This is a genomic window from Rhodococcus sp. FG69, assembly GCF_057808915.1.
Map to the genome: position 1 here is coordinate 25,353 of NZ_JBMDIX010000026.1, position 22,476 is coordinate 47,828.

The 22,476-nt window shown below is 63.1% G+C and carries 20 protein-coding genes and 1 tRNA gene; 8 read left to right on the forward strand and 13 right to left on the reverse strand.

Annotated elements, in window-relative coordinates; all coding sequences use genetic code 11:
- Window positions 1–11: 11 nt before the first annotated feature.
- Window positions 12–1,028 carry an ABC transporter ATP-binding protein gene (locus ACODSO_RS19355; protein WP_489038453.1) on the forward strand — a complete coding sequence of 339 codons (1,017 nt, stop codon included), beginning with the start codon at window positions 12–14 and terminating at the stop codon, window positions 1,026–1,028.
- Window positions 1,025–1,834: an ABC transporter ATP-binding protein gene (locus ACODSO_RS19360; RefSeq protein ID WP_068376246.1), complete on the forward strand. Its 810-nt coding sequence runs from the start codon at window positions 1,025–1,027 to the stop codon at window positions 1,832–1,834. The genes ACODSO_RS19355 and ACODSO_RS19360 overlap by 4 nt, the downstream gene beginning before the upstream one ends.
- A gap of 350 nt (window positions 1,835–2,184) precedes the next feature.
- Here the strand turns inward: ACODSO_RS19360 and ACODSO_RS19365 are convergent, their stop codons facing one another.
- Both ACODSO_RS19365 and ACODSO_RS19370 read right to left on the reverse strand, forming a co-directional pair.
- Window positions 2,185–3,525, reverse strand: a complete 1,341-nt coding sequence (locus tag ACODSO_RS19365; protein WP_489038409.1) for an ABC transporter substrate-binding protein — start codon at window positions 3,523–3,525, stop codon at window positions 2,185–2,187.
- 168 nt (window positions 3,526–3,693) lie between these two features.
- Window positions 3,694–4,311 carry an ANTAR domain-containing response regulator gene (locus ACODSO_RS19370; protein ID WP_338891792.1) on the reverse strand — a complete coding sequence of 206 codons (618 nt, stop codon included), beginning with the start codon at window positions 4,309–4,311 and terminating at the stop codon, window positions 3,694–3,696.
- Window positions 4,312–4,468: 157 nt separating this feature from the next.
- Here ACODSO_RS19370 and ACODSO_RS19375 point away from each other — a divergent pair.
- The 3 genes from ACODSO_RS19375 (at window position 4,469) to ACODSO_RS19385 (ending at window position 5,364) form a co-directional block, all read left to right on the forward strand.
- Window positions 4,469–4,545 (forward strand) — tRNA-Leu (locus tag ACODSO_RS19375).
- Window positions 4,546–4,623: 78 nt separating this feature from the next.
- Window positions 4,624–4,803: a hypothetical protein gene (locus tag ACODSO_RS19380; RefSeq protein ID WP_068380971.1), complete on the forward strand. Its 180-nt coding sequence runs from the start codon at window positions 4,624–4,626 to the stop codon at window positions 4,801–4,803.
- Between the two features lie 3 nt (window positions 4,804–4,806).
- Window positions 4,807–5,364, forward strand: a complete 558-nt coding sequence (locus tag ACODSO_RS19385) for an AAA family ATPase (protein WP_489038410.1) — start codon at window positions 4,807–4,809, stop codon at window positions 5,362–5,364.
- A gap of 167 nt (window positions 5,365–5,531) precedes the next feature.
- Here ACODSO_RS19385 and ACODSO_RS19390 read toward each other — a convergent pair whose 3' ends face one another.
- Window positions 5,532–6,503: an AraC family transcriptional regulator gene (locus ACODSO_RS19390; protein ID WP_489038411.1), complete on the reverse strand. Its 972-nt coding sequence runs from the start codon at window positions 6,501–6,503 to the stop codon at window positions 5,532–5,534.
- A 111-nt stretch (window positions 6,504–6,614) separates the two neighbouring features.
- Between ACODSO_RS19390 and ACODSO_RS19395 the strand changes: the two genes are divergently transcribed.
- A complete protein-coding gene (locus tag ACODSO_RS19395) occupies window positions 6,615–7,502 on the forward strand; it encodes an NAD(P)H-binding protein (RefSeq protein ID WP_489038412.1) in 888 nt (295 codons plus the stop codon).
- Window positions 7,499–7,978 (forward strand): anthrone oxygenase family protein, encoded by a 480-nt coding sequence (locus ACODSO_RS19400; protein WP_489038413.1) that lies wholly within the window; start codon window positions 7,499–7,501, stop codon window positions 7,976–7,978. Before ACODSO_RS19395 ends, ACODSO_RS19400 begins: the two co-directional genes overlap by 4 nt.
- 11 nt (window positions 7,979–7,989) lie before the next feature.
- Here ACODSO_RS19400 and ACODSO_RS19405 read toward each other — a convergent pair whose 3' ends face one another.
- Complete coding sequence (locus ACODSO_RS19405; protein WP_489038414.1) at window positions 7,990–8,175, reverse strand: hypothetical protein; 186 nt, start codon at window positions 8,173–8,175, stop codon at window positions 7,990–7,992.
- 67 nt (window positions 8,176–8,242) lie between these two features.
- Here ACODSO_RS19405 and ACODSO_RS19410 point away from each other — a divergent pair, with 67 nt between their 5' ends.
- Window positions 8,243–8,734, forward strand: coding sequence for a DNA-deoxyinosine glycosylase (locus tag ACODSO_RS19410; protein ID WP_489038415.1), 492 nt, complete (start codon window positions 8,243–8,245; stop codon window positions 8,732–8,734).
- Between the two features lie 35 nt (window positions 8,735–8,769).
- Here the strand turns inward: ACODSO_RS19410 and ACODSO_RS19415 are convergent, their stop codons facing one another.
- From ACODSO_RS19415 to trpB, 9 genes are all read right to left on the reverse strand, one after another.
- Window positions 8,770–9,642, reverse strand: coding sequence for an acyl-CoA thioesterase (locus ACODSO_RS19415; protein ID WP_068381179.1), 873 nt, complete (start codon window positions 9,640–9,642; stop codon window positions 8,770–8,772).
- A 66-nt stretch (window positions 9,643–9,708) separates the two neighbouring features.
- Window positions 9,709–11,127 (reverse strand): pyruvate kinase, encoded by a 1,419-nt coding sequence (gene pyk / locus ACODSO_RS19420; protein ID WP_489038416.1) that lies wholly within the window; start codon window positions 11,125–11,127, stop codon window positions 9,709–9,711.
- A 122-nt stretch (window positions 11,128–11,249) separates the two neighbouring features.
- The gene (locus ACODSO_RS19425) at window positions 11,250–12,755 is read right to left on the reverse strand and encodes a glutamate synthase subunit beta (RefSeq protein ID WP_068381169.1); all 1,506 of its coding nucleotides are present in this window, start codon (window positions 12,753–12,755) and stop codon (window positions 11,250–11,252) included.
- Window positions 12,748–17,331: a glutamate synthase large subunit gene (gltB, locus tag ACODSO_RS19430; RefSeq protein WP_489038418.1), complete on the reverse strand. Its 4,584-nt coding sequence runs from the start codon at window positions 17,329–17,331 to the stop codon at window positions 12,748–12,750. The genes ACODSO_RS19425 and gltB overlap by 8 nt, the downstream gene beginning before the upstream one ends.
- 268 nt (window positions 17,332–17,599) lie before the next feature.
- A complete protein-coding gene (locus ACODSO_RS19435; RefSeq protein WP_489038419.1) occupies window positions 17,600–18,475 on the reverse strand; it encodes a TM2 domain-containing protein in 876 nt (291 codons plus the stop codon).
- Between the two features lie 73 nt (window positions 18,476–18,548).
- On the reverse strand, window positions 18,549–19,277 hold the full coding sequence (locus ACODSO_RS19440; RefSeq protein WP_489038420.1) for a TM2 domain-containing protein: 729 nt from the start codon (window positions 19,275–19,277) through the stop codon (window positions 18,549–18,551).
- Window positions 19,270–20,271: a prolipoprotein diacylglyceryl transferase gene (lgt, locus tag ACODSO_RS19445; RefSeq protein ID WP_489038454.1), complete on the reverse strand. Its 1,002-nt coding sequence runs from the start codon at window positions 20,269–20,271 to the stop codon at window positions 19,270–19,272. The genes ACODSO_RS19440 and lgt overlap by 8 nt, the downstream gene beginning before the upstream one ends.
- Entirely contained in the window at window positions 20,271–21,074 is an 804-nt protein-coding gene (gene trpA, locus ACODSO_RS19450) for a tryptophan synthase subunit alpha (RefSeq protein WP_489038421.1), read from the reverse strand. Before trpA ends, lgt begins: the two co-directional genes overlap by 1 nt.
- The gene (trpB, locus tag ACODSO_RS19455) at window positions 21,071–22,429 is read right to left on the reverse strand and encodes a tryptophan synthase subunit beta (RefSeq protein WP_068381190.1); all 1,359 of its coding nucleotides are present in this window, start codon (window positions 22,427–22,429) and stop codon (window positions 21,071–21,073) included. Before trpB ends, trpA begins: the two co-directional genes overlap by 4 nt.
- Window positions 22,430–22,476: the final 47 nt, after the last annotated feature.

A 22,476-nucleotide genomic window follows, 5' to 3' on the forward strand; every position in this document is an offset into this window, starting at 1 on the left:
CCATCAAGCGGGTGCTCAGCGCCGAAGAGCGATCGGCGCTCTTCGCCGCCGTCCCACAGACACCGGGCGCACCCAAACCGGACCCCACCCTCGTCGTCGACGGGGTGTCCCGTACTTTCGGCGGCCTCAAGGCAGTCGATGTCGCCCACCTCGAAATTCAACGTGGTTGCATCACTGGTCTTATCGGCCCCAACGGTGCAGGCAAGACGACGTTGTTCAATCTGCTCACCGGCTTCGACCGACCCGACACCGGCACGTGGTCGCTGGACGGTCAGTCACTCGGCAAGATGCATCCTCACCAGGTCGCGCGCAAAGGCGTCGTTCGGACGTTTCAGCTCACCAAGGCGTTGTCGAAGTTGACGGTGCTCGACAACGTCCGACTCGGTGCCACCGGCCAACGCGGCGAACGAATCTTCAATACGCTCGCGCCGTGGACGTGGAAGAAGCAGGAAAAGGAGATCACCGAACGCGCCTACCAACTCCTCGAGAGGTTCAAGCTCGACACCAAAGCCGACGACCTCGCAGGATCGATGTCGGGTGGTCAGCGTAAGTTGCTGGAGATGGCGCGTGCATTGATGACCGATCCTGCAGTCGTCATGCTCGACGAGCCGATGGCAGGCGTCAACCCCGCTCTGACACAGAGCCTTCTGGGCCATATCAAGTCACTGCGGGACGACGGTATGACGGTGGTGTTCGTCGAACACGACATGGACGTCATCCGTGACATCAGCGACTGGGTCGTCGTCATGGCCCAGGGAAGTGTCATCGCCGAATCCACCCCGGAAGACCTGTCGAACAACGGCGCCGTCGTCGACGCCTATCTCGGCAGCCACCACGACCAAGCGCTCGAGTTCGACGAGGATGGCAATCCGGTCGGCGCGACAGCCGAATTGGCCGAAGCACTGGAGCAGGCCGAAGCCGAGGAACTCGAAGCAGGCGGCAACTTGTCCGAGCCGGAATTCGTGGCTCCGGCAGACATCGTCGCGCCTGCGCCAGGCAAGCACGCCAAGGAAGAAGACGGCTCATGAGCGAACCGAGCACAACGAAACTGACCCCGGCGGAGTTCGCCGCTACAGCAGGCGAACACGCGCGTCTCGCCGAAGGCGCACTCCTCCGCGCGGACAACTTGGTGGCGGGCTACATTCCCGGCGTCAACATCCTGAACGAGTGCAACTTCTTTCTGAAGGACGGTGAAATCGTCGGCATCATCGGCCCTAACGGAGCCGGGAAGTCGACGTTGCTCAAGACCCTGTTCGGACTGATTCCGGTCCGCGAGGGATCGGTGAAGCTGCGCGGGGACAACATCACGTCGGCCGAGGCACACGTGCTCGTCACCAAGGGCGTCGGATACGTCCCGCAGACTCAGAACGTCTTCCCGTCGCTCACCATCGAAGAGAACCTCGAGATGGGCATCTATCTGCGGCCGAAGAAGTTCACGGAGCGATTCGAGTTCGTCAGCGAGCTGTTTCCACTTCTCGGTGAGCGCAAGAAGGTCAAGGCGGGTGCACTCTCCGGCGGTGAACGCCAGATGGTCGCCATGGGGCGCGCGCTGATGATGGAACCGTCCGTGCTGCTACTCGACGAGCCGTCGGCAGGTCTGTCTCCGATGTTCCAGGACGAAGTGTTCATCCGCTGCAAGAAGATCAACGCGACCGGTGTCTCCATCATCATGGTCGAGCAGAACGCACGTCGCTGCTTGCAGATCTGCGACCGCGGATACGTGCTAGACCAAGGCAGGAACGCGTACACCGATACCGGTACCAATCTGATGAACGACCCCAAGGTGATCGAGCTCTACCTCGGCACCCTCGCCGGAAGCAAAGAGAAGAAGTAGCTTTCGTTCGCTCACGAACCCGGGTCCAGCTCCGTGGCCCGGGTTCTGTGCTGCCCAGGGGCGATTCAGGGGTTTCGGGCGTCCGGAGGGGTGGGAGTGACCGAATGTCTGATTCGGTCTCCGCGTGTGAGCGAACGACTGTCTCGGTCACTCAGAGTGTGCGAACGACTCATTCGGTCACTCAGAGTGTGCGAACGACTCATTCGGTCACCGGCGCACTAGCGAGTGTCCCATTCGGTCACCTGAAACCACCCGCGCCCACACGACCGACACCGCCGGGCACACAAACGAAGCACCCCGGTCCGACGGATCGGACCGGGGTGCTTCGCCAGTTCAGTGTTGCGGGTCGATCACTCTCCGACGACGATGTATCCGTCTGTGGTGAGGGTGTTGTCAGGTCCGAAGACCAGGTTGCCGTACGAACCGGTTGCCGGCTCACCCGCGTCGCTGAAGTTCAGCTGACCGGTGACGCCGTCGTAGTCGATGTCCGTTCCGGCCTGGACGAGTGGGAGGCACTGTGCGTACGTGGTGCACTTCTCGCCGTCCTTGGTGACGCTGTTGATGCTGGCAGCGATGTCCGTGCCTGCAGTCGACTTGGCCTGTTCCGCGGCGAGAGCAGCAATTACGACCGCGTCGTAGGACTCACCGGCGTAGTTGAAGTCGACCAGAGCGGGATCGACGGTCTTGAGCCGGTCCTGGAAGGCGGTGCCGACGTCGGTGAGCGGAGTGGTTCCGCGCATCGTATCGAGCAGACCTGCAGCAACGGACTCACCGAGCGCGTTGCCCATGTTTCCGTCGACGCCGTAGACGAGGGTGCCGTCGGACGGCCCGATGCCGACCTCGTGCATACGCGTGATGATCTTCGCCGACTCCTCGAAACCGATGATCGCCACAGCGTCGGGAGCGAAGTTCTTGACGTCGTCGACCTCGGCGTTGAACGACTGCGCATTGGGGTCGTAGATGATCTTCTGGATCTGGTCGGACGGAATGCCAGCAGCTTCGAGGTTCTCGACGGTGTTGGTGGCCAAACCGGTTCCGTATGGATCGTTCAGGGCCAGAATGGACACGCGCTGAGCGCCGTCCTCCGCGATGAGCTGCGACAGAGCCTGAGCCTGCAGGACGTCCGTCGGAGCCGTACGGAAGTACTGGCCCTTGTCCGGGTAGCAGACGAACTGATCCGAGGTGTTGGCAGGCGAAATCTGAACGACGCCTGCGCTGGCGATCTTGTCGATCACCTTGAGCGACACCGAGGACGACGCCGCACCGACGATGACGTCGGCGCCACCGGCGAGCAACCGGTCGACGGTGGTGTTGGCCGTATCCGTCGTGGTGTCACCCGAGTCACCCTGAATCAACTGCACGGGCTGACCGAGTACGCCGCCCGATCCGTTGACTTCGTCGACTGCGAGCTGAACACCGGCGACCTCGGGAGGTCCGAGGAATGCAAGGCTGCCGGTTGCCGGCAGAAGTGTTCCGACGACCAAAGGCGTCGTGACCGGGGTTGCGCCTGCGGTTGCCTGGTCGGGCGTGCAGTCGGTGGTGACGGTCGTTTCTTCTGCTGCCGAACTTTCACCGCTGGCAGTGCTGGAACTGTCACCCGAGCTGGAATCATCGCTCGACGAACAGCCGAACAGTGCCAATGACGCAGCACCCAGCACCGCAGCCGTGCGGACATAGGTCCGTTTTGCCATCTAGGGTCTCCTTGATCGATCTAAATATGGTGCACAGTGATGCGCCCCATGTGTGGATCAGACGCTAGCTGTCCCAATCGATCTGCGATGGACGAGAAGACGGCTCGTGACCTGACTGTGACCTGTGAGCCCAAAGATTTACATCGCCGTAGCGTTCGAGCGGACCGCTCACACGTCCGCAGGCTTGTCGAGGGTCTCGATGATGACCTCCGCTACCGCCTTCATCGTTGTCCGGCGATCCATCGCGGCGCGCTGAATCCACTTGAACGCCTGCGGCTCTGTGAGTGCCTGCGACTCCATCAGCTTTCCCTTGGCACGCTCGATGAGCTTGCGCGTTTCCAAGCGTTCCTGAAGATCCGCAATCTCGTTCTCCAACGACGAGATCTCGGTATATCGACTCGCTGCGAGCTCGACCGCCGGCATCAGATCCGCTTTCGAGAACGGCTTCACCAAGTACGCCATGGCACCCGCGTCTCGGGCCTTCTCCACGAGCTCGCGCTGACTGAACGCCGTCAGGATGACCACTGGCGCGATGCGCCTCTCGGCAATTTCGGACGCCGCATCGATTCCGTCGCGGCGCGGCATCTTGACGTCCATGATCACCAAATCCGGACGCAGCTCCACCGCGAGATCCACGGCCTGCTGACCGTCAGCGGCCTCACCGACCACCTCGTAGCCCTCTTCGCGCAGCATCTCGACCAAGTCCAGGCGGATGAGCGATTCGTCCTCGGCCACCACGACACGCAGAGCGGGCTTGCCACTCTCCTGCGCAACAGGAGCATTCATAGGTACCAGTCTCCTTCGACAGTCTTCGACCAGCAGAAATCCTCGCACGCCCATCGAACCCATGCAGACTCCGCTGGGCCGTCGAAGCACTTGAAGGGTACCGGTGCGGGGCCTACTCGGCGCATCTTCTAAAGTAGTGAACCGCAAGACAACGCCAGCCCTCGTATCCCAATTGGCAGAGGAAACGGATTCAAAACCCGTGCAGTGTGAGTTCGAGTCTCACCGAGGGCACCACTCCCCCAATCCGAACAACCCGTTCGACGGTAAAACCGCTGGTAAACAGCCGTCCGAATTGAGGCCTACAGTGGAGTCATGTACATACCCAGCAATCTTCGTTGCCATGACACCGGTGCGGGCACTTTGTGCGCGCAGCGTGTCACCCACCGGTTCGGAGAAGCTGCGGATCCGTCGGAACCTCAATGGGTGTACTACCAATGCAGCGCCGACACCGAGCACGTCACCGGTTACGTCGATCGTCCGGTGACCGACTGATCGATGTTCGTCGAACGCGCCTACATCCGGTCTGAGAACCGTACGCAGGAGTGGCCTTTCACCATCCCGGCTGTCGACCGTCTCGCCACCGACGGGCTGGAGTTCAACGCACCCGTGACAATGATCGTCGGAGACAACGGCTCCGGAAAGTCGACGATCGTCGAGGCGATAGCCGAGGGATTCCAGCTCGATTCCCGAGGTGGGCGAGCGTCTCGGCCACCCCGTTCGGAGACGGTTCTGACGCCCCTCGGCGAGCTCATCGAACTCGAGACCACACCGCGGGGCGCACGGATGCTTCGCGGGCCGCGGCTTCAGAAAAAGGGCTTCTTCCTTCGCGCCGAGACCGCATTCGAGATGACGGAGAACCTCGGCGGTGTGCCGGGTTACTGGGACGAGAACACCGCCGAGATGAGCCACGGCGAGGGCTTCCTCGCGGTCTTCCGCGCGATGTTCCGAGAACCGGGGTTCTACGTCCTCGACGAACCGGAATCTGCGTTGTCGTTCACTGCCTGCCTTCACCTGGTGGCATTGATGGACGAACTGGCAGAGTCCGGCTCATAGGTTCTCTGCGCAACCCACTCACCGATTCTGGCATCGCTCCCCGGCGCCGACATCGTCGAAGTCGACGATCACGGTATGCAGCGAACGCCGTGGGAGGAACTACAACTCGTGACGCATTGGCGTCGCTATCTCGACGATCCAGCGTCGTACTTACGCCATCTACTGGACTAAGCCGAGACGGCTGTGTCTGCTCGCGTGCGCACGCTCCCCGGTGAGACACCGAGCACACGCTTGAATGCCCGCGCGAACGCAGCCTCCGATCGATAGCCACTTCGCTTCGCGAGTTCCGCCACGGTCACGTCCCCGGACCTCAGCGTGTCGTGTGCACTGCGCATCCGCCACCGCGCAAGATAGCGCATCGGAGACTCCCCCACCATGGCGGTGAATCGCGCCGAGAACGCCGAACGTGACATCGCAACCTCCGCCGCCAGCGACGCTACGGTCCACGGCGTGTCCGGGTTGCGGTGGATCAGCGCCAGTGCAGGACCGACGGCCGGGTCCGCAAGCGCGCCAAGCCATCCCAACTTGGCAGCAGGGTCGGTTTCGATCCACGACCGGAGCGCCTGAATCACGAGGATGTCCGACAGCCGCGTAATGACGGCCTCTCCGCCCGGCCGGAGGTACTTGGCCTCGTCGGCGACGAGACCCAGCGTGCTGTGCATCCACGACAAGTGCGGAGCGGGAGCGGATTCGACCACGATCAACGGCGGCAGCGACCTGATGAGCTGCACCGCCGACGGGTGATCGAGCCGCACAGCGCCGCACACCAACGTCGTCGCAGAGCCGCCGCCTCCGTGCCGAATAATTGCGTAGCGGTCCGAAACGTAATCGTGGGGTAGGTCGTACACGATCGGTACCGTGCGTCCGGACGCTTCGTCACTGGACAAGGTATGCCCCAAACCATGAGGCACGAGCGCGAATTCACCGGGCACGAGGTACCTCGGCGGTGCCCCGGATACCTCGAGTCGGCAGCGTCCACTGGTCACGACGTGAAACCAGAGACAATCCTCCATTTCCGGCATCGCGAACCCCCACGGTTCCGACAGCTCCGAGCGTGCATAGAACGCTCCGGTCATGCGAAGAAAGTGCAGCGCCTCGCCGAGTGGGTCCTCCGAGGTCCATGGGTCCTGTCCGCGCATTCTCCGATCGTACTCCGAAGCTGGACGAATGAGCATGAACTAGCGACCGTTGATCATAGATTGTCCACCAATGCGCTGAGAAGCTGGACGCATACAACGAAAGGACACATCGTGATCACCATCATCGGAGCTTCCGGACAAATCGGCAGCAAGGTCGCACGGGAACTTCTCGACACGGGCGTTCGTGTCCGCGCACTCGGACGCAATCACGGATTGCTGGCACCTCTCACCGAGGCCGGAGCAGACGTGCGCGTCGGCGACATCGAAGACACCGAATGGCTCACCGACTCACTCGGCGGAAGCGACGCCGTCTTCGCGTTGGTCCCCAGCAATCCCTTCAGCCAAGACTACACACACCGACAGGAGCAGCTCGGCGAATCGATCTGTGCCGCAATGGAAGCGAGCGGCATCTCTACAGTCGTCGCCATGAGCAGTCTGGGCGCAGACAAGCCGGACGCACCGGGCGTCATCGGTGCACTGCATCGACAGGAAAGGAGACTGGCGACACTGTCGGCACGCGTGACAGTGCTCCGACCCGTGTCGTTCTTCGAAAACCTGATGCCCGCGGTCGACCAGTTGATCGAGTCCGGCAGTCACGTCGATTCGGTGCAGGCGGACCTGCCGATACCGATGATCGGCACGGTCGACGTCGCGCGCGCAGCGTGTGCTGCACTGACGGACTCGGCATGGAGCGGACATGTGGTCCGCGATCTGCTGGGTGAGCGCGACCTGAGCTACAACGAAGCGACCGCTATTCTCGGCAGGCACTTGGCGATCGGCGATGCCGAGTACGTCCAGCTGCAGTACGAGGACATGATCGGCGTCCTCACCGGCATCGGGTTCTCGCGGGAGTACGCCCGGCAGTACATCGACATGACGCGAGCCTTCAACAGCCGCGAGCTCACCGACCCCGTACCGCGGACGGCAGCGAACACCACGCCGACGAGTTTCGAGCACTTCGTGTCGTCGCTGCACACACCGGCCGGACGTGCGTCGTGATCGACCGAATCGCCTCCGTCGCCACGATGATCGCGGCAGTAGGGTGCGGACTCACAGCCGGAGTGATGCTCGCATTCTCGGTCGCGGTGATGCCCGCGCTCCGCATTCGCCCTGCATCGGACGGTGGCGCGACGATGCAACAGATCAACGTCAGCATCGTTTCGCCCACATTCTTGACGGTATTCCTCGGCAGCGCAGTTGCTGTTGGCATCGCAGCAGCTTCGGTGCTTGTCTCCGGGTCGGAGACACGTGTGGCGGTGACGGCGGGTGCACTGCTGTACATCGGCGGCTGTGTACTTGTCACCATGGCCGTCAACGTGCCACTCAACGACGCTCTCGCTGCCGTCGACCCAGGGAGCACTACAGGAGCCGAGGTCTGGTCGAACTACCTGACGCGGTGGACGCGGTGGAACCACGCACGGACGGCGGCGGCGGTGGCCGCCTGCGTCCTGCTGACACTCGCGGCGAGGCGCTGAAAGTCGGTGGTCTAGAGGTCGGCAGGTGGATCTTCGTGTCTTCGACGGATCTCTTCCTCGAACCTCGCGATGAGGCGGTCCGCCTCGGCGAGGTCCACATCCCGAGCACCTTCGTCCATCGAGGCGTCGCGACCGCGTCTAAGGGCAGCAAGTTCGGCGTCGAGTTCGTGGTTGTCCAAAACACGGGGATCCAACATGCCTTCTATTGTCCGCCACCGACAGTCCTGCGCGCACCTATTTCGCCGAGGATGGCAGGCTGCATCGATGACCACCGTGCACAGCTTCGCACCGATCGTCGATGCCTCGGCCCATACGCTGATCCTCGGGTCGATGCCGGGAATCGCCTCGCTCGATGCCGGCGAGTATTACGCGCACTCCCGAAACGCCTTCTGGCCGATCATGGGAGCACTGTTCGACGCCGGCCCGTCGATTCCGTACGAACACCGGACATCGATCCTGACGACCAACGGCATCGCGGTGTGGGACGTGTTGAAGCTGTGCACGAGGCACGGAAGCCTGGACTCGGCCATCGTCGAATCCTCCATCGAGACAAACGACCTTGCCGGTCTCCTCGACGAGCACCGCTCGATCGAACGGATCTTCTTCAATGGCGCCAAGGCCCAGAACAGCTTCCAGCGGTACGTCGCACCGCTTCCGAGAACCCTGACCACAGTGCGTCTTCCGTCCACCAGCCCTGCGAACGCGTCGCTGAGCTTCGAGCGCAAACTCGACGCATGGCGTGTCATCGCACCCTGAAACTGCCTTCCACATTCACGGCGGGCGACGGCCGCCTAGGTCGTCGGCTTCCGCGGAAAGTGCCGAATCAAACCCTCCTGGACGACGGTTGCGAGCAGCAACCCGTCCATCGAGAAGAAGCGCCCGGTCGCCAGTCCACGGGATCCCGCGGCCACCGGTGACTCTGTCGCGTACAGCGCCCAGTCGTCGAACCTGAACGGGCGATGGAACCAGATGGAGTGATTGACCGTTGCCGCGACGATCCGGTCGAATCCCCAGGACAGACCGTGCGTCGTGATGATCGAATCCAATACCGTCGTGTCCGACGCATATCCCATGGTCGCTGCGTGGAAGATTGCGTCGTCCGGCAACGGACCGTCGGCCTTCATCCACACTCGGTTGTGATTGAGCTTCTCGCCAGTGCCCTGCAGAATCCACGCGGGATCGTTCGCATACCTCATGTCGATCGGCTTCAGCGCATCCACGAACATCTGCAAACGGTCCTCGTACCCGACGAAGTGATCCCCGAGTGGCGGCAGTGCATCCGGATACGGCACGTCGGGGACCTCGACGCTGTGCTCGAGGCCCTTCCCGAAATCCTGGAACGCGGCAAGCATCACGAAGATCTCGTTGCCGTCCTGATACGCGGTGACCTGACGATTCGCGAACGCACGACCGTCGCGATGACGGTCGACGTGGTAGTCGATCGGCTTCGACACGTCGCCGCCCCTGATGAAATGCGCGTTGATGGCGTGGACGTCACGCGTTGTGCCCGTGACGGTCCGGCCCGCAGCGATGAGTGCCTGCGCGACCATCTGACCACCGAACGTGCGACTCCCGACCTGGCGAGGATGCACCCCCCGAAACTTGTCCTCGCCGATCTCCTCGAGCTCGAGCAGCCCGAGGAGCGTCTGCAAATCCGACTTCATGCTGACGTTCTCGATATCGGTACTGCTCGGTACAGTCGCTGCACCCGTTCCCCCCACATCGGTCACTTACCGGTCCTCTTCCCCAATTCGGTGCACGTGGATCAAGTTGGTCGAGCCTACTGTGCCGGGAGGAGCACCAGCCACGATCACGACCTGATCGCCCTTGTTGTACCGACCGAGTTCGAGCAGCGCCTTGTCGACCTCGAGCACCATGGCGTCGGTCGTTGCAACCTCGGGCACCAGGAACGTCTCGGTTCCCCAGCTCAAGGCCAGCTGCGAACGAACCTCGGGAATCGAGGTGAACGCGAGCAGCGGCAACGACGTGTGCAGACGAGCGAGACGACGAACCGTGTCGCCGGACTGAGTGAACGCAACAAGCGCCTTGGCATCGAGACGTTCACCGATGTCGCGCGCGGCGTAGGAAATGACGCCACGCTTGGTGCGGGGAACGTGGGTCAGCGGAGGCACGCTGTCGCCCTCGGTTTCCACGGTCTCGACGATGCGGGCCATGGTGCGGACCGTTTCCATCACGTACTTGCCGACCGAGGTCTCGCCCGAGAGCATGACCGCGTCAGTGCCGTCCAGTACGGCGTTCGCGACGTCCGACGCCTCGGCCCTCGTGGGGCGGGAGTTCTCGATCATCGACTCGAGCATCTGGGTCGCGACGATGACAGGCTTGGCGTTGGCACGCGCGATCTGGATCGCACGCTTCTGTACCAGTGGGACCTGTTCGAGCGGCAACTCCACACCGAGGTCACCGCGAGCCACCATCACCGCGTCGAACGCGAGGACGATTGCTTCGAGATTGTCGACGGCTTCGGGCTTTTCGAGTTTTGCAATAACCGGAACGCGGCGTCCGACGCGATCCATGATCGCGTGCACGAGTTCGATGTCGGCAGGCGAACGCACGAACGACAGTGCGATGAAGTCGACACCGAGTGCGAGCGCGAACTCCAGATCGGCGATGTCCTTCTCCGACAGCGCCGGAACCGACACATTCATTCCGGGAAGGGACACACCCTTGTTGTTGCTGACCGGTCCACCTTCTGTGACGCGACACAACACGTCGTTGCCCTCGACTCCGGTGACGACGAGACCGACCTTGCCGTCGTCGACGAGGAGACGGTCACCTTCTTTGGCGTCTTGCGCCAATTCCTTGTACGTCGTCGACACGCGGTCATGCGTTCCCTCGCACTCTTCCACGGTGATTCGAACCAATTCACCGCTGGCCCACGTCGTCTTGCCCTCGGCGAATCGACCGAGGCGGATCTTGGGGCCCTGCAGGTCGGCAAGGATGCCAACGGCTTTGCCGGTGGCATTCGACGCTGCTCGAACCCTCTCGTAGTTCGCCTGATGATCAGGATGATCACCGTGGCTGAAATTCAGTCTGGCGACATCCATTCCACTCTCGACGAGTTCACGGATTCGCTCAGTGGTAGCGGTCGCAGGTCCAAGGGTGCAAACGATCTTAGTACGTCGGCTCACGACCACGAGCCTAGTCGGTACCTTCAACCTTCTCTACGGCAGAGGGACCCATCCAGATCCTACTGACCGGTAGTAGTGAATCGCCACAGCTGAGAGCACCTGGATCGGTACAGACTGCGGTCTCACACCACCGCAAGCGGAAGGGCCGTCGGATGCACCGGCGACGGAAGATCCGAGCGTCCGGTGAGATACGCATCGACCCCGTGCGCCGCCGAACGTCCCTCGGCGATCGCCCAGACGACGAGCGAGGCCCCACGATGTGCGTCACCGCACACGAAGACTCCTGGCGCGGTCGTCTGCCAGTCAGGCCCGCACGACAGCGAACCCCGCCGAGTCAGCGACAGGTCGTAGTCGTCCAACAACGGGCTGTGTTCGACTCCCTCGAAGCCGATCGCGAAAAGCGCCAAGTCGCACGGAAGCTCGACTTCCTCGCCGACCGGGGTGATGATCCGACGGCCGTCCGCATCGCGCTGCACTTCGACTTCGGCCAGCACCATCGCTCGGACGCGACCGTTGGCGTCACCCAGGAACCGCTGAACCGCCACTTGGTGGCGGACGACACCGCCCTCGGCGTGCGCCGGTGACGTCCGCAGCACGAGCGGCCACGACGGCCACGGTGACGTCGAATCGTCGCGGGCATCGGGCAGGGCCCTGTTGTAGTCGAGCTGCGTCACCGACGCGGCCCCCTGGCGGTGGGCAGTTCCGAGGCAGTCCGCACCGGTATCACCGCCTCCGATGATGACGACGTGCTTGTCCTTGGCAGAGATCGACGTCGGCCCATCCCCCTCGCACTCCTTGTTGGACGGCACGAGATGTTCCATCGCGAGATGGATTCCATCGAGTTCACGTCCCTCGACGGCAGTGTTGTCTCGGGCTCGTAGCGCACCGACGGCGAGCACAACGGCGTCGTACTTGGCGCGGAGCTGCTCGACGGTGAAGTCGATTCCGACCTCGCAGTCGGTGACGAAATGTGTTCCCTCAGCACGCATCTGCATGAGTCGCTGATCGAGAACGGACTTCTCCAGCTTGAATTCCGGGATCCCGTACCGAAGCAGGCCGCCCAACCTGTCGTCACGTTCGTAGACGGTGACATCGTGGCCCGCGCGAGTCAACTGCTGAGCCGCTGCCAGTCCAGCCGGCCCCGAACCGACTACTGCAACGATCTTTCCAGTGGTGATCGTCGGCGGTTGCGGGACGATGCTGCCTTGGTCCCACGCCAGGTCGGCGATGGTCTGCTCGACCCGCTTGATCGTCACGCTGCCGCCGGTCTCACGTTCGGAGATCGACAACACACAGGCCGACTCACACGGCGCCGGACACACGCGGCCAGTGAACTCGGGAAAATTGTTGGTTGCGTGGAGGCGATCACTGGCCGCGTCCCACCGGCCACGCCGAACGAGGTCGTTCCACTCCGGAATCAAGTTCCCGAGCGGACAACCAGCGGTGCCCGAGTGGCAGAACGGAATGCCGCAATCCATGCACCGGCGGGCCTGATCGGACACCTCATCTGCACGCTGCTGCGCCGGTTGGTGCGAGTAGACCTCGTTCCAATCCTTCACGCGCTCGCCGATCGGCCGCTTGACCGCCTCTTGCTTGGCTATTTCGAGAAAACCTCGGGGATCAGCCACGTGCAGCCTCCATGATCGCAGAGTCGACGTCGCGCCCCTCGGCGCGCGCCATCGAAGTCGCCTCCAGCACTCGCTGGTAGTCGACGGGCATGATTTTGGTGAACAACGCGGAACGACGTGGCCAGTCGGCGAGTAGAGATGCGGCAACCGCGGACCCGGTCCACGCGCGATGGCTCTCCACGGTGTCTCGTAGCCAAGCCAGATCGTCGGGATTCGGCTTTTGCAGAGCAACCATCGCAAGGTTGACGTTGCTCTCGTCCAGTCCGAGGACGTACGCGATTCCCCCGGACATGCCAGCCGCCATGTTGCGGCCGGTCGGACCGAGCACGACGACACGACCGCCGGTCATGTACTCGAACGCGTGATCGCCGACGCCTTCGTTGACAGCCGTCGCGCCCGAGTTCCGCACTGCGAACCGCTCGCCCGCGCGCCCACGGAGGAACATCTCACCCGAGGTCGCGCCGTACAGAATCGTGTTGCCCGCGATGACGTTGTCCTCGGCCACGAACGTGGCGTCGGGAGAGGGACGTACGACGACCCGCCCTCCCGAAAGACCCTTGCCCACATAGTCGTTGGTGTCACCGATCAGATCGATGGTGATCCCGGCCGGGAGGAACGCACCGAGCGACTGCCCGGCCGAACCCGTGAGTTCGACGCGGATGGTGTCGTCGGGCAGACCTGCCCCTCCATACCGTCTGGTGACCTCGGCACCGAGGAGGGTGCCGACGGTGCGGTTCACGTTGCGCACAGGCAGTTCGAGCTTGACGGGATGCGCGTCCTCCAACGCACCCTCGGCGAGCTGAATCAGCGTCCGGTCCAGTGCCAGATCCAGCCCGTGATCCTGCGCGCGCAGACGCCGACGCTGTGTCATCGGCGCCCCGTGTTGGTCGGTCGGCATCGCAAAGATCGGCGAGAGATCGAGCCCCTTGCTCTTCCAATGCGCGACTCCGGCCGCAGTCTCCAGGGCGTCCGCATGCCCGACTGCCTCGTCGATACTGCGGAAACCGAGCTGCGCCAGGTACTTGCGCACGTCCTCGGCGACGAATCTGAAGAAGTCCTCCACGAATTCGGGCTTGCCAGTGAAGCGCTTGCGTAGCTCGGGATTCTGCGTTGCCACGCCCACCGGGCATGTGTCCAGGTGACAGACGCGCATCATGATGCAGCCGGACACGATGAGCGGCGCGGTGGAGAAACCGAACTCTTCTGCACCGAGGAGGGCCGCGACGATGACGTCACGCCCTGTTCTCAGCCCGCCGTCGCACTGAACGGTGATGCGGTCGCGAAGACCGTTGAGCACCAACGTTTGCTGGGCGTCGGCCAGACCTATCTCCCATGGGGCACCGGCATGTTTGAGTGAAGTCAGCGGCGCCGCACCGGTGCCGCCGTCGTAACCCGAAATGAGAACCACGTCGGCGTGCGCCTTGCTGACGCCGGTGGCGACGGTCCCCACTCCTACCGAGCTGACGAGTTTGACGTGCACACGCGCGTTCTCGTTCGCATTCTTCAGGTCGTGGATCAACTGTGCGAGATCCTCGATCGAATAGATGTCGTGATGTGGCGGAGGCGAAATGAGTCCGACCCCGGGAGTGGAGTGCCGAGTCTTGGCAACCCATGGATACACCTTGTACCCCGGAAGCTGTCCACCTTCACCGGGCTTGGCGCCCTGCGCCATCTTGATCTGAATATCGGTCGCGTTGACGAGGTAGTCGCTGGTCACGCCGAAACGCCCGCTGGCGACCTGCTTGACAGCGCTCCGCCTGCTCTTGTCGTACAACCGATCGGTGTCCTCGCCGCCCTCCCCCGAATTCGAGCGGCCGCCCAGGTTGTTCATCGCGACGGCCATCGTCTCGTGGGCCTCAGCGGAGATGGATCCGTAGCTCATCGCCCCGGTATTGAACCGAGTGACGATCGACTCGACCGGCTCCACTTCGTCGAGAGGTATCGGCTCTCGCAGACCTTCCTTGAACTCGAACAGTCCGCGCAACGCGCCGCCCTCACGGGCGAGGCGATCGACCTCGCTGCTGTACTTCTGGAACACGTCGTAGCGGCCGGTTCTCGTTGCGTGCTGGAGCAAGAACACGGTCTCGGGCGTGAAGAGATGAAGCTCGCCTTCGCGGCGGAACTGATACTCGCCACCGATGTCGAGCCGACGGTGCACACGGTCGGTGGGGTTCTCTGGGTATGCACGTCGATGACGCAGCTTCACTTCCTCGGCAAGCACGTCCAGCCCGACGCCACCGAGAGTGCTGACAGTGCCTTTGAAGTACTCCCGCACGACCTCCTTGTCGAGACCGACCGCCTCGAAAACCTGTGCGCCGGTGTAGGAGCTGACGGTCGAGATGCCCATCTTGGACATGACCTTCAGCACTCCCTTACCCAAGCCGTAGAGGTAATTGCGCACCGCCACCGAAGATTCGACGCCGGTGAGCTCGCCCTCGGCGACGAGGTCCTCGATGGACTCCATCGCAAGATACGGGTTGACCGCAGACGCGCCGAATCCGATGAGCAGAGCCAGATGGTGCACCTCACGCGCATCTCCCGACTCGACGACCAAGGCAACCTTGGTCCGCTCCTTGGTTCGAACGAGGTGGTGATGTACGGCAGCCGTCGCGAGCAGAGACGGTATCGGCGCATAGGTGTGATCGGAATCGCGGTCGGAGATGATCAATGTCCGGTAGCCGGCAGCGATCGCATCGCTGGCTCGGCGCCGCAGTTCCTCGATCGCCTCCGCGAGTCCTTCGCCACCGCGCTCGACCTCGTAGAGCCCTCGCAGGACCGTCGCAGACAGTCCCGGATGGTCGCCATCGAAGTTGATGTGAATGATCTTGTTCAGTTCGTCGTTGTCGAGAACCGGCCACGGCAGCACGATCTGACGGCACGACGCAGCCGTCGGCTCGAGCAGGTTCTGCTCCGGACCCATCACGCGTGCCAGCGAGGTGACGATTTCCTCGCGGATCGAGTCGAGGGGCGGGTTGGTCACCTGAGCGAACAGCTCGATGAAGTAGTCGTAGAGCTGCTTGGAACGCTGAGACAACACAGCGGGCGGTGTGTCGGTTCCCATGGACCCCAAGGGTTCTCCGCCGGACGCGGCCATCGGAGTCAGGACCACTCGGAGGTCCTCCTCGGAGTAGCCGAAGGCGATCTGCCGGCGAACCACCGAATCGTGGTTGTACTGAATGTGTGCACGTTCGGGGAGTGTCTTGATCTCGAGGAGACCCGCGTGCAGCCATTCCTGGTACGGATGCTCCTGGGCGAGTTGGGTCTTGATCTCGTCGTCGGGGACGATACGGCCCGCGGCGGTATCGATCAGGAACATCTTGCCCGGCTCCAGCCGTCCCTTCGCGACGACCTCCGATTGCGGAACGTCCAGCACGCCGGCTTCACTGGCGAGGATCATCCGACCGTCGACGGTCTGCCACCACCGGCCAGGACGAAGCCCGTTGCGGTCCAGGACAGCCCCGACATAGGTTCCGTCCGTGAAGGTCACGCAGGCGGGCCCATCCCACGCCTCCATGATGGATCCGTGGAACTGATAGAACGCACGGACCGTCGGGTCCATACTCGTGTGGTTCTCCCACGGCTCGGGCACCATCATCATCACCACGTGCGGCACGCTGCGGCCGCCCAGGTGCAGCAGTTCCAGCACCTCGTCGAGTGACACCGAGTCGGAGCCATCGGGATTGCAGATCGGGTACAGACGTTGCAGATCTCCGGGAATCAGATCGGACGCCAGCATCGCTTCACGCGCTCGCATGCGATTGCGGTTTCCCTTGACCGTGTTGATCTCACCGTTGTGCGCCACGTACCGGTGCGGATGGGCCAACGGCCACGACGGGAACGTATTGGTCGAAAAGCGGCTGTGCACGATGGCAATTGCGCTCATGCACAAAGGGTTGCGGAGGTCCGGGAAGTACAGCGGCAACTGCATCGTGGTGAGCATGCCCTTGTAGACCATGGTTCGAGACGAGAGCGACGGAAAGAACAGTCCGGTGCCCGCGTCCTCGATCTCGGGTGTCACACGTTCCGCGCGCTTGCGTAGCCCGTAGACGAGACGATCGAGCTCGATTCCCGACGGCCTGTGACCGTCGACCTCGGGCGCTGCCACGAACAGGTACGACATGTGCGGCATGCATCCGAGTGCAGTGAGTCCGATGTCGGCCTTGTCAGGATCGACGTGCACTTCTTGCCAGCCGAGAATCTCCAGACCCTCCTCGTCGGCGATCTCTTCGACCCGCGCGATGGCACCTCCCCGTTCGCGAACCCCCTGTGGCAGGAAGCAGATTCCCGCGGCGAAAGCGTTGGTTCCGTCCTCCGCACGAGCAGGAAGCGAGAAGTCAGCGAGAGACTCGAGCAGTTCCACCGGGAGTTGGATCAGGATGCCCGCGCCGTCACCACTGTTCGGCTCGGCTCCGGCAGCGCCGCGGTGCTCTAGATTCTCCAGGGCAAGTACCCCGTCGGCGACGATCGCGTGCGACCGGCGACCGGCGATGTCCGCGATCATCGCGACGCCGCACGAATCCTTCTCGTGGGACGGGTCGTAGAGCCCTTGTTCTGTCGGCAACTGTGAGAACAGCAAGTCCGTCACCTCCCTCTGGGCCAGGGAGACACCACGAAGGAATGGGCGCCGAATCCACGGCGCCATTTCATTCTTCTCGGCAACTCCGCTAGCGATCAGCTTCGGCGAGAATGGTGCTGCGCGCCGAAGCTCTTGTTTCACTGAACGGGTCTACCGGGACAACTCTGGCCCGCGAAGGAATTCGACCCTAGGGCCGAATGCTGGAAGCTTACCGTAGCTTTCGACGAAGACCGAAACCACGGGTACGGCGTACTGTACGAACGGTTCGTCAATCTCGCAGCGGACGCCCGTGTTCGTCGCGGACGCTGCCGGTGAGCATCATGATGCCGTCGACCAGCGGCCAAATCCCGCCGATGCCGCACGTCAACCACGTCACCGCGATCTGCGCCACAGCTATCCCCGGCTGGTTCAGATAGAAACGACCGGCGCCGAACGCGCCGAGCAGAATCCCGAGCAGACCGGCGGTTACCTTGGACTTCTCCGACAGCGGCTCCCCCGTGACCGGGTGGCGACCGAAAGGTGCGGTCGGATCGACTCCGTACGGACCCGATCCGTACGGTCCCGGGCCGGCGTAACCGGCTGGCGGCCCATACCCCTGCGACTCAGGGCCCTGTGGCCCGACACCATATCCAGGAGGCGGTGGATAGCCCTGGTACTGCGATCCCTCGAATTGTTGCCCCTGGAATTGCTGGTCGTACTGACCGGACTGCGGGTAGTTCGGGTCAGGGGGTCCGTAGACCGGCCCGGCTCCGTAGCCCGGAGCGGGGGTTCCGGCCTGGGGCGACGGCTGACCGTATGGATCATTCGGTTCGGATTTGTCGAAGTTGATCGACGACGAAGGTGTGGTCGGCGCATCCGGTGTGGTGGGTGGCGGATAGCTCGGACTCTCGCCCCAACCCGGACCGTTCCCAACGCCGGAATGAACGTTCCAGCCAGGACCAGAACCCGAACCCGAACCGGTCGCACCTGTCACCGGGCCGATCTCGGAGGTAGCGGGTGGTTCCGACAGCGAAGCCTCCGCTGTCGCGTCGTAATCGAACGCAGAACCGAATTCCGGCGGTGTCTGCGTAGCGTCCGAACCACCAGCGGATTCGGACCGATCATTCTTACCGGACTCACCGAGATTCTTGTCGGACTCACTCACCGGGCACTCCTTGCAACAGGTCTACGTCGAAAACCGAGTATCGAGATAGGAGAAGTGTGCCACTAGAACGGGGTCAATTCCGAAGTCGACGGCCGCTGCTGTCCCTGACATTGCCCACCAGCATCATGATGCCGTCCACGATCACCCACACTCCGAGACCCATGAGTATGAGAACACCCACCCCGAGGATGGCAGTGAGCCACCCCAGCACGAGAAGGAGGAGCTGCGCCACCGCAACGCCGTTGCTGCCGATATAGAACCGACCAGCACCGAACCCACCCAAGAATATCTGCAGTACACCTGCCGTCACCTTGGACTTGTCCGAGAGTGGCTCGCCCGTCATCGGATCCCGACCGAAGGGGGCGTCAGCCGCGGAGGCCGGATATCCGGCCCCGTACGCGTAGAAGCTCGGGCCGGACTGGTGATAGCTCTGTGCGGGCGCCTGGCCACCGTAATACGGCGGAGGGGAACCTACCGGGTACTGGACCGGCGGGTACTGAGACGCGGGGTACTGGGGTGCGGGGTACTGAGACGCGGGGTACTGAGACGCGGGGTACTGGGGTGCCGGGTAATGGCCTGGAGAGACCGGATACGCCGGAGCTTCCGCCTGGGCTGTCTCTCCGTAGGCGGTGGGATACGCCTGTGTCGGCTGCACTTCGTCCGGATACCCCGGAAACGGATAGCTTTCGGTCGGATTCGGAACGTGGGGCGCTCCGGCAGTCGGTGCCATCGAGTACTGATCGAAAGGTTGGCCGAAATCGACGTCCTCGTCGCGCTCGGGCTTCTTCTCGAAATCAACCACTCGTGGTGCCCTTCTCCCCGGATGTGCTGGCGTCTTCGTCTCCGGCATCGGAGGACTTCGTCGTTTCGTCGGAGTCTGCGTCCATGTCCGCGTCTGGATCCTCACCCGGATCGACGGCATCGTTCGACACCAACGATCGAGGATCCTCGCGTCCCTTGGTCGCCAACGCGAAGTACAGGATCGCCAGAACGAACACGATTGCAGATGTGAACGTGTTGATACGGATGCCTGCAATGTGCGTGGCGTAGTCGTCGCGAAGCAGTTCGACCCAGAATCGGCCGGCGCAGTATCCCGCCACGTACAGCGCGAACAGTCGTCCGTGGCCGATGACGAAACGCCGATCCACGATCACGAGCAGCACGACGACGACGAGGCTCCACAGCATCTCGTAGAGGAACGTCGGGTGCACGACCTTCTCGATCACACCCGTCGAGACCCCGGTCAGCGGGTCGACACGACCGGCGTCGTTGACGCGTTCGTAGATCTCGAGGCCCCACGGTCGAGTGGTTTCCCGGCCGTACAGCTCTTGATTGAAGTAGTTTCCCAGTCGCCCGATCGCTTGGGCCAACAGTATCGGTGGTCCGACAGCGTCGCCGAGTGCGGGCAGCGGAATTCCGCGTCGCCTGCACGCGATCCAGGCGCCGACGCCACCGAGTAGGACCGCTCCCCAGATCCCGAGACCGCCCTCCCATACCTTGAGCGCTCGGATCGGGTCACCACCAGGCCCGAAGTAGGTGCTCCAGTCCGTGGCCACGTGGTACAGACGACCACCGAGCAGTCCGAACGGCACCGCCCAGACGGCCACGTCGAGGATCGTGCCCTTTGTACCGCCACGCGCAACCCAGCGGCGATCGCCCCAGACGATTGCGACGACGATGCCGACGATGATGAAGAGGGCGTAGGCGCGCAATGCAAGCGGACCGACGTACCAGACTCCCTGAGGAGGACTCGGAATGTACGCGAGGACTGCAGTCGAGGCCGAGGTGCCGGAGATCACGACGCCACGTTAGCGGATCGGACGCCTTCGGCGAGTTCGCTCGTGAGGGCGGCGACTGCTCCCAATCCCTCGTCGACCGCGCTGACGAGCGCTGATCCGACGATTACCGCGTCCGCGTAACGGGCGATCTCGGCGGCCTGCGCGCCGGAGCGAACTCCGAGGCCGACCCCGACCGGAATGTCGGAATGCTTGCGAATACGGGCAGTCAGCTCAGGAGCTGCCGAGGACACCGAGTCACGTGCGCCAGTGACACCCATGGTCGACGCTGCGTAGACGAAGCCACGGCTTGCGGCAAGGGTGCTGGCGATCCGCTCCTCCGTCGACGACGGGGCGAGTAGAAAGATCCGATCGAGATCGTGCTCGTCCGAAGCGGCGATCCATTCCCCTGCTTCGTCGGGAATGAGGTCCGGGGTGATGATGCCGAGTCCTCCCGCACCGGCGAGATCGCGAGCGAACGCGTCGATGCCGTAGCGCATCACCAGATTCCAGTACGTCATCACCACTGCTTTGCCGCCGGCAGCGGAGACCTTTTCGACGACGGTGAAGACGTCACGCACGCGTGCGCCTGCTCGCAGCGCGGTGTCTGCCGCAGCCTGGATCGTCGGGCCGTCCATGACCGGATCCGAGTACGGAATACCGACCTCGACGATGTCGCACCCATTCGCAACCATCGTCTCGAACACCTCGACCGACTTCGGCACCGTCGGGAATCCGGCCGGCAAGTATCCGACGAGGGCTGCGCGATTCTCGCTGCGGCAGGCCTCGAACGTCTCGGCAAGCCTCGAACGTCGTTCGGTCATGCCTGCACACCCTTCTCGGTCGCGCTCTGCGCGCTCTCACTCTTGTCGGGATCGCCCTCGACCGCGTCGACGTGCGCTTCACCGTCACCGTCCACGAGTCCGAACCACTCGGCAGCCGTGTCGACATCCTTGTCGCCACGACCGGACAGGTTGACGAGGATGATCGCGTCCTTGCCCAGCTCCTGCCCGAGCTTCAGCGCGCCTGCCACCGCGTGCGCAGATTCGATTGCCGGGATGATGCCCTCGGTTCGACTGAGCAGTCGGAACGCGTCCATCGCTTCGGTGTCGGTGATTCCGCGGTACTCGGCGCGGCCGATGTCGTGGAGGTACGAATGCTCGGGACCGACGCCCGGGTAATCCAAACCTGCTGATATGGAGTGTGATTCGACGGTTTGGCCGTCCTCGTCCTGCAGCAGGTAGGAGTATGTTCCATGCAAGGTGCCCGGCGAACCGCCACTGATGGTCGCCGCGTGTCGTCCGGTATCCACCCCGTCACCTGCAGCTTCGAAACCGATCAGCCGCACCGCAGGATCGTCGATGAAGGCGTGGAAGATCCCGATTGCGTTGGACCCTCCGCCGACGCATGCCGCGATCGCATCCGGCAGACGCCCGGTCGACGCGAGTACCTGCTGTCGAGCTTCCAGACCGATGATCCGCTGGAAGTCACGGACCATGGCCGGGAAGGGATGTGGTCCAGCAACCGTGCCGAAGCAGTAATAAGTGTTGTCGGCGTGGGCAACCCAGTCACGCAAGGCTTCGTTGATGGCGTCCTTGAGCGTGCGCGATCCGGACTTCACTGCCACGACGGAGGATCCGAGCAACCGCATACGGGCGACGTTCAGCGCCTGACGCTCGGTGTCGACCTCACCCATGTACACGATGCACTCGAGCCCGAGCAGCGCACACGCGGTCGCGGTCGCGACACCGTGCTGGCCTGCTCCGGTCTCGGCGATGATGCGAGTCTTGCCCATCTTCTTCGCAAGCAGGACCTGACCGAGAACGTTGTTGATCTTGTGAGATCCCGTGTGGTTGAGGTCTTCTCGCTTGAGGAGAATTCGTGCACCACCAGCGTGTTCCGACAACCGGGTGGCTTCGAAGACCGGAGAGGGCCGACCGGTGTAGTCACGCTGCAGGCGGTCGAGTTCGGTAAGGAACTCGTTGTCGCTGCGCACCTTGTCGTACGCGGCGGTGACTTCCTCGATCACGCTCATGAGCGCCTCCGGCACGAACCGTCCGCCGTACACGCCGAAATGGCCGCCGATATCGGGATCGTGCTGACTGCGGTCGGTCAACCCGAGGCTGGTCTGAGGTAGATCGCCGCCCTTGAAACGGGGGTTCGATAGCTCGCTGCTCACCCGATCAGTCTGCCTCAGCAGCCCTCGACGACGCCCATCGGGGCTGT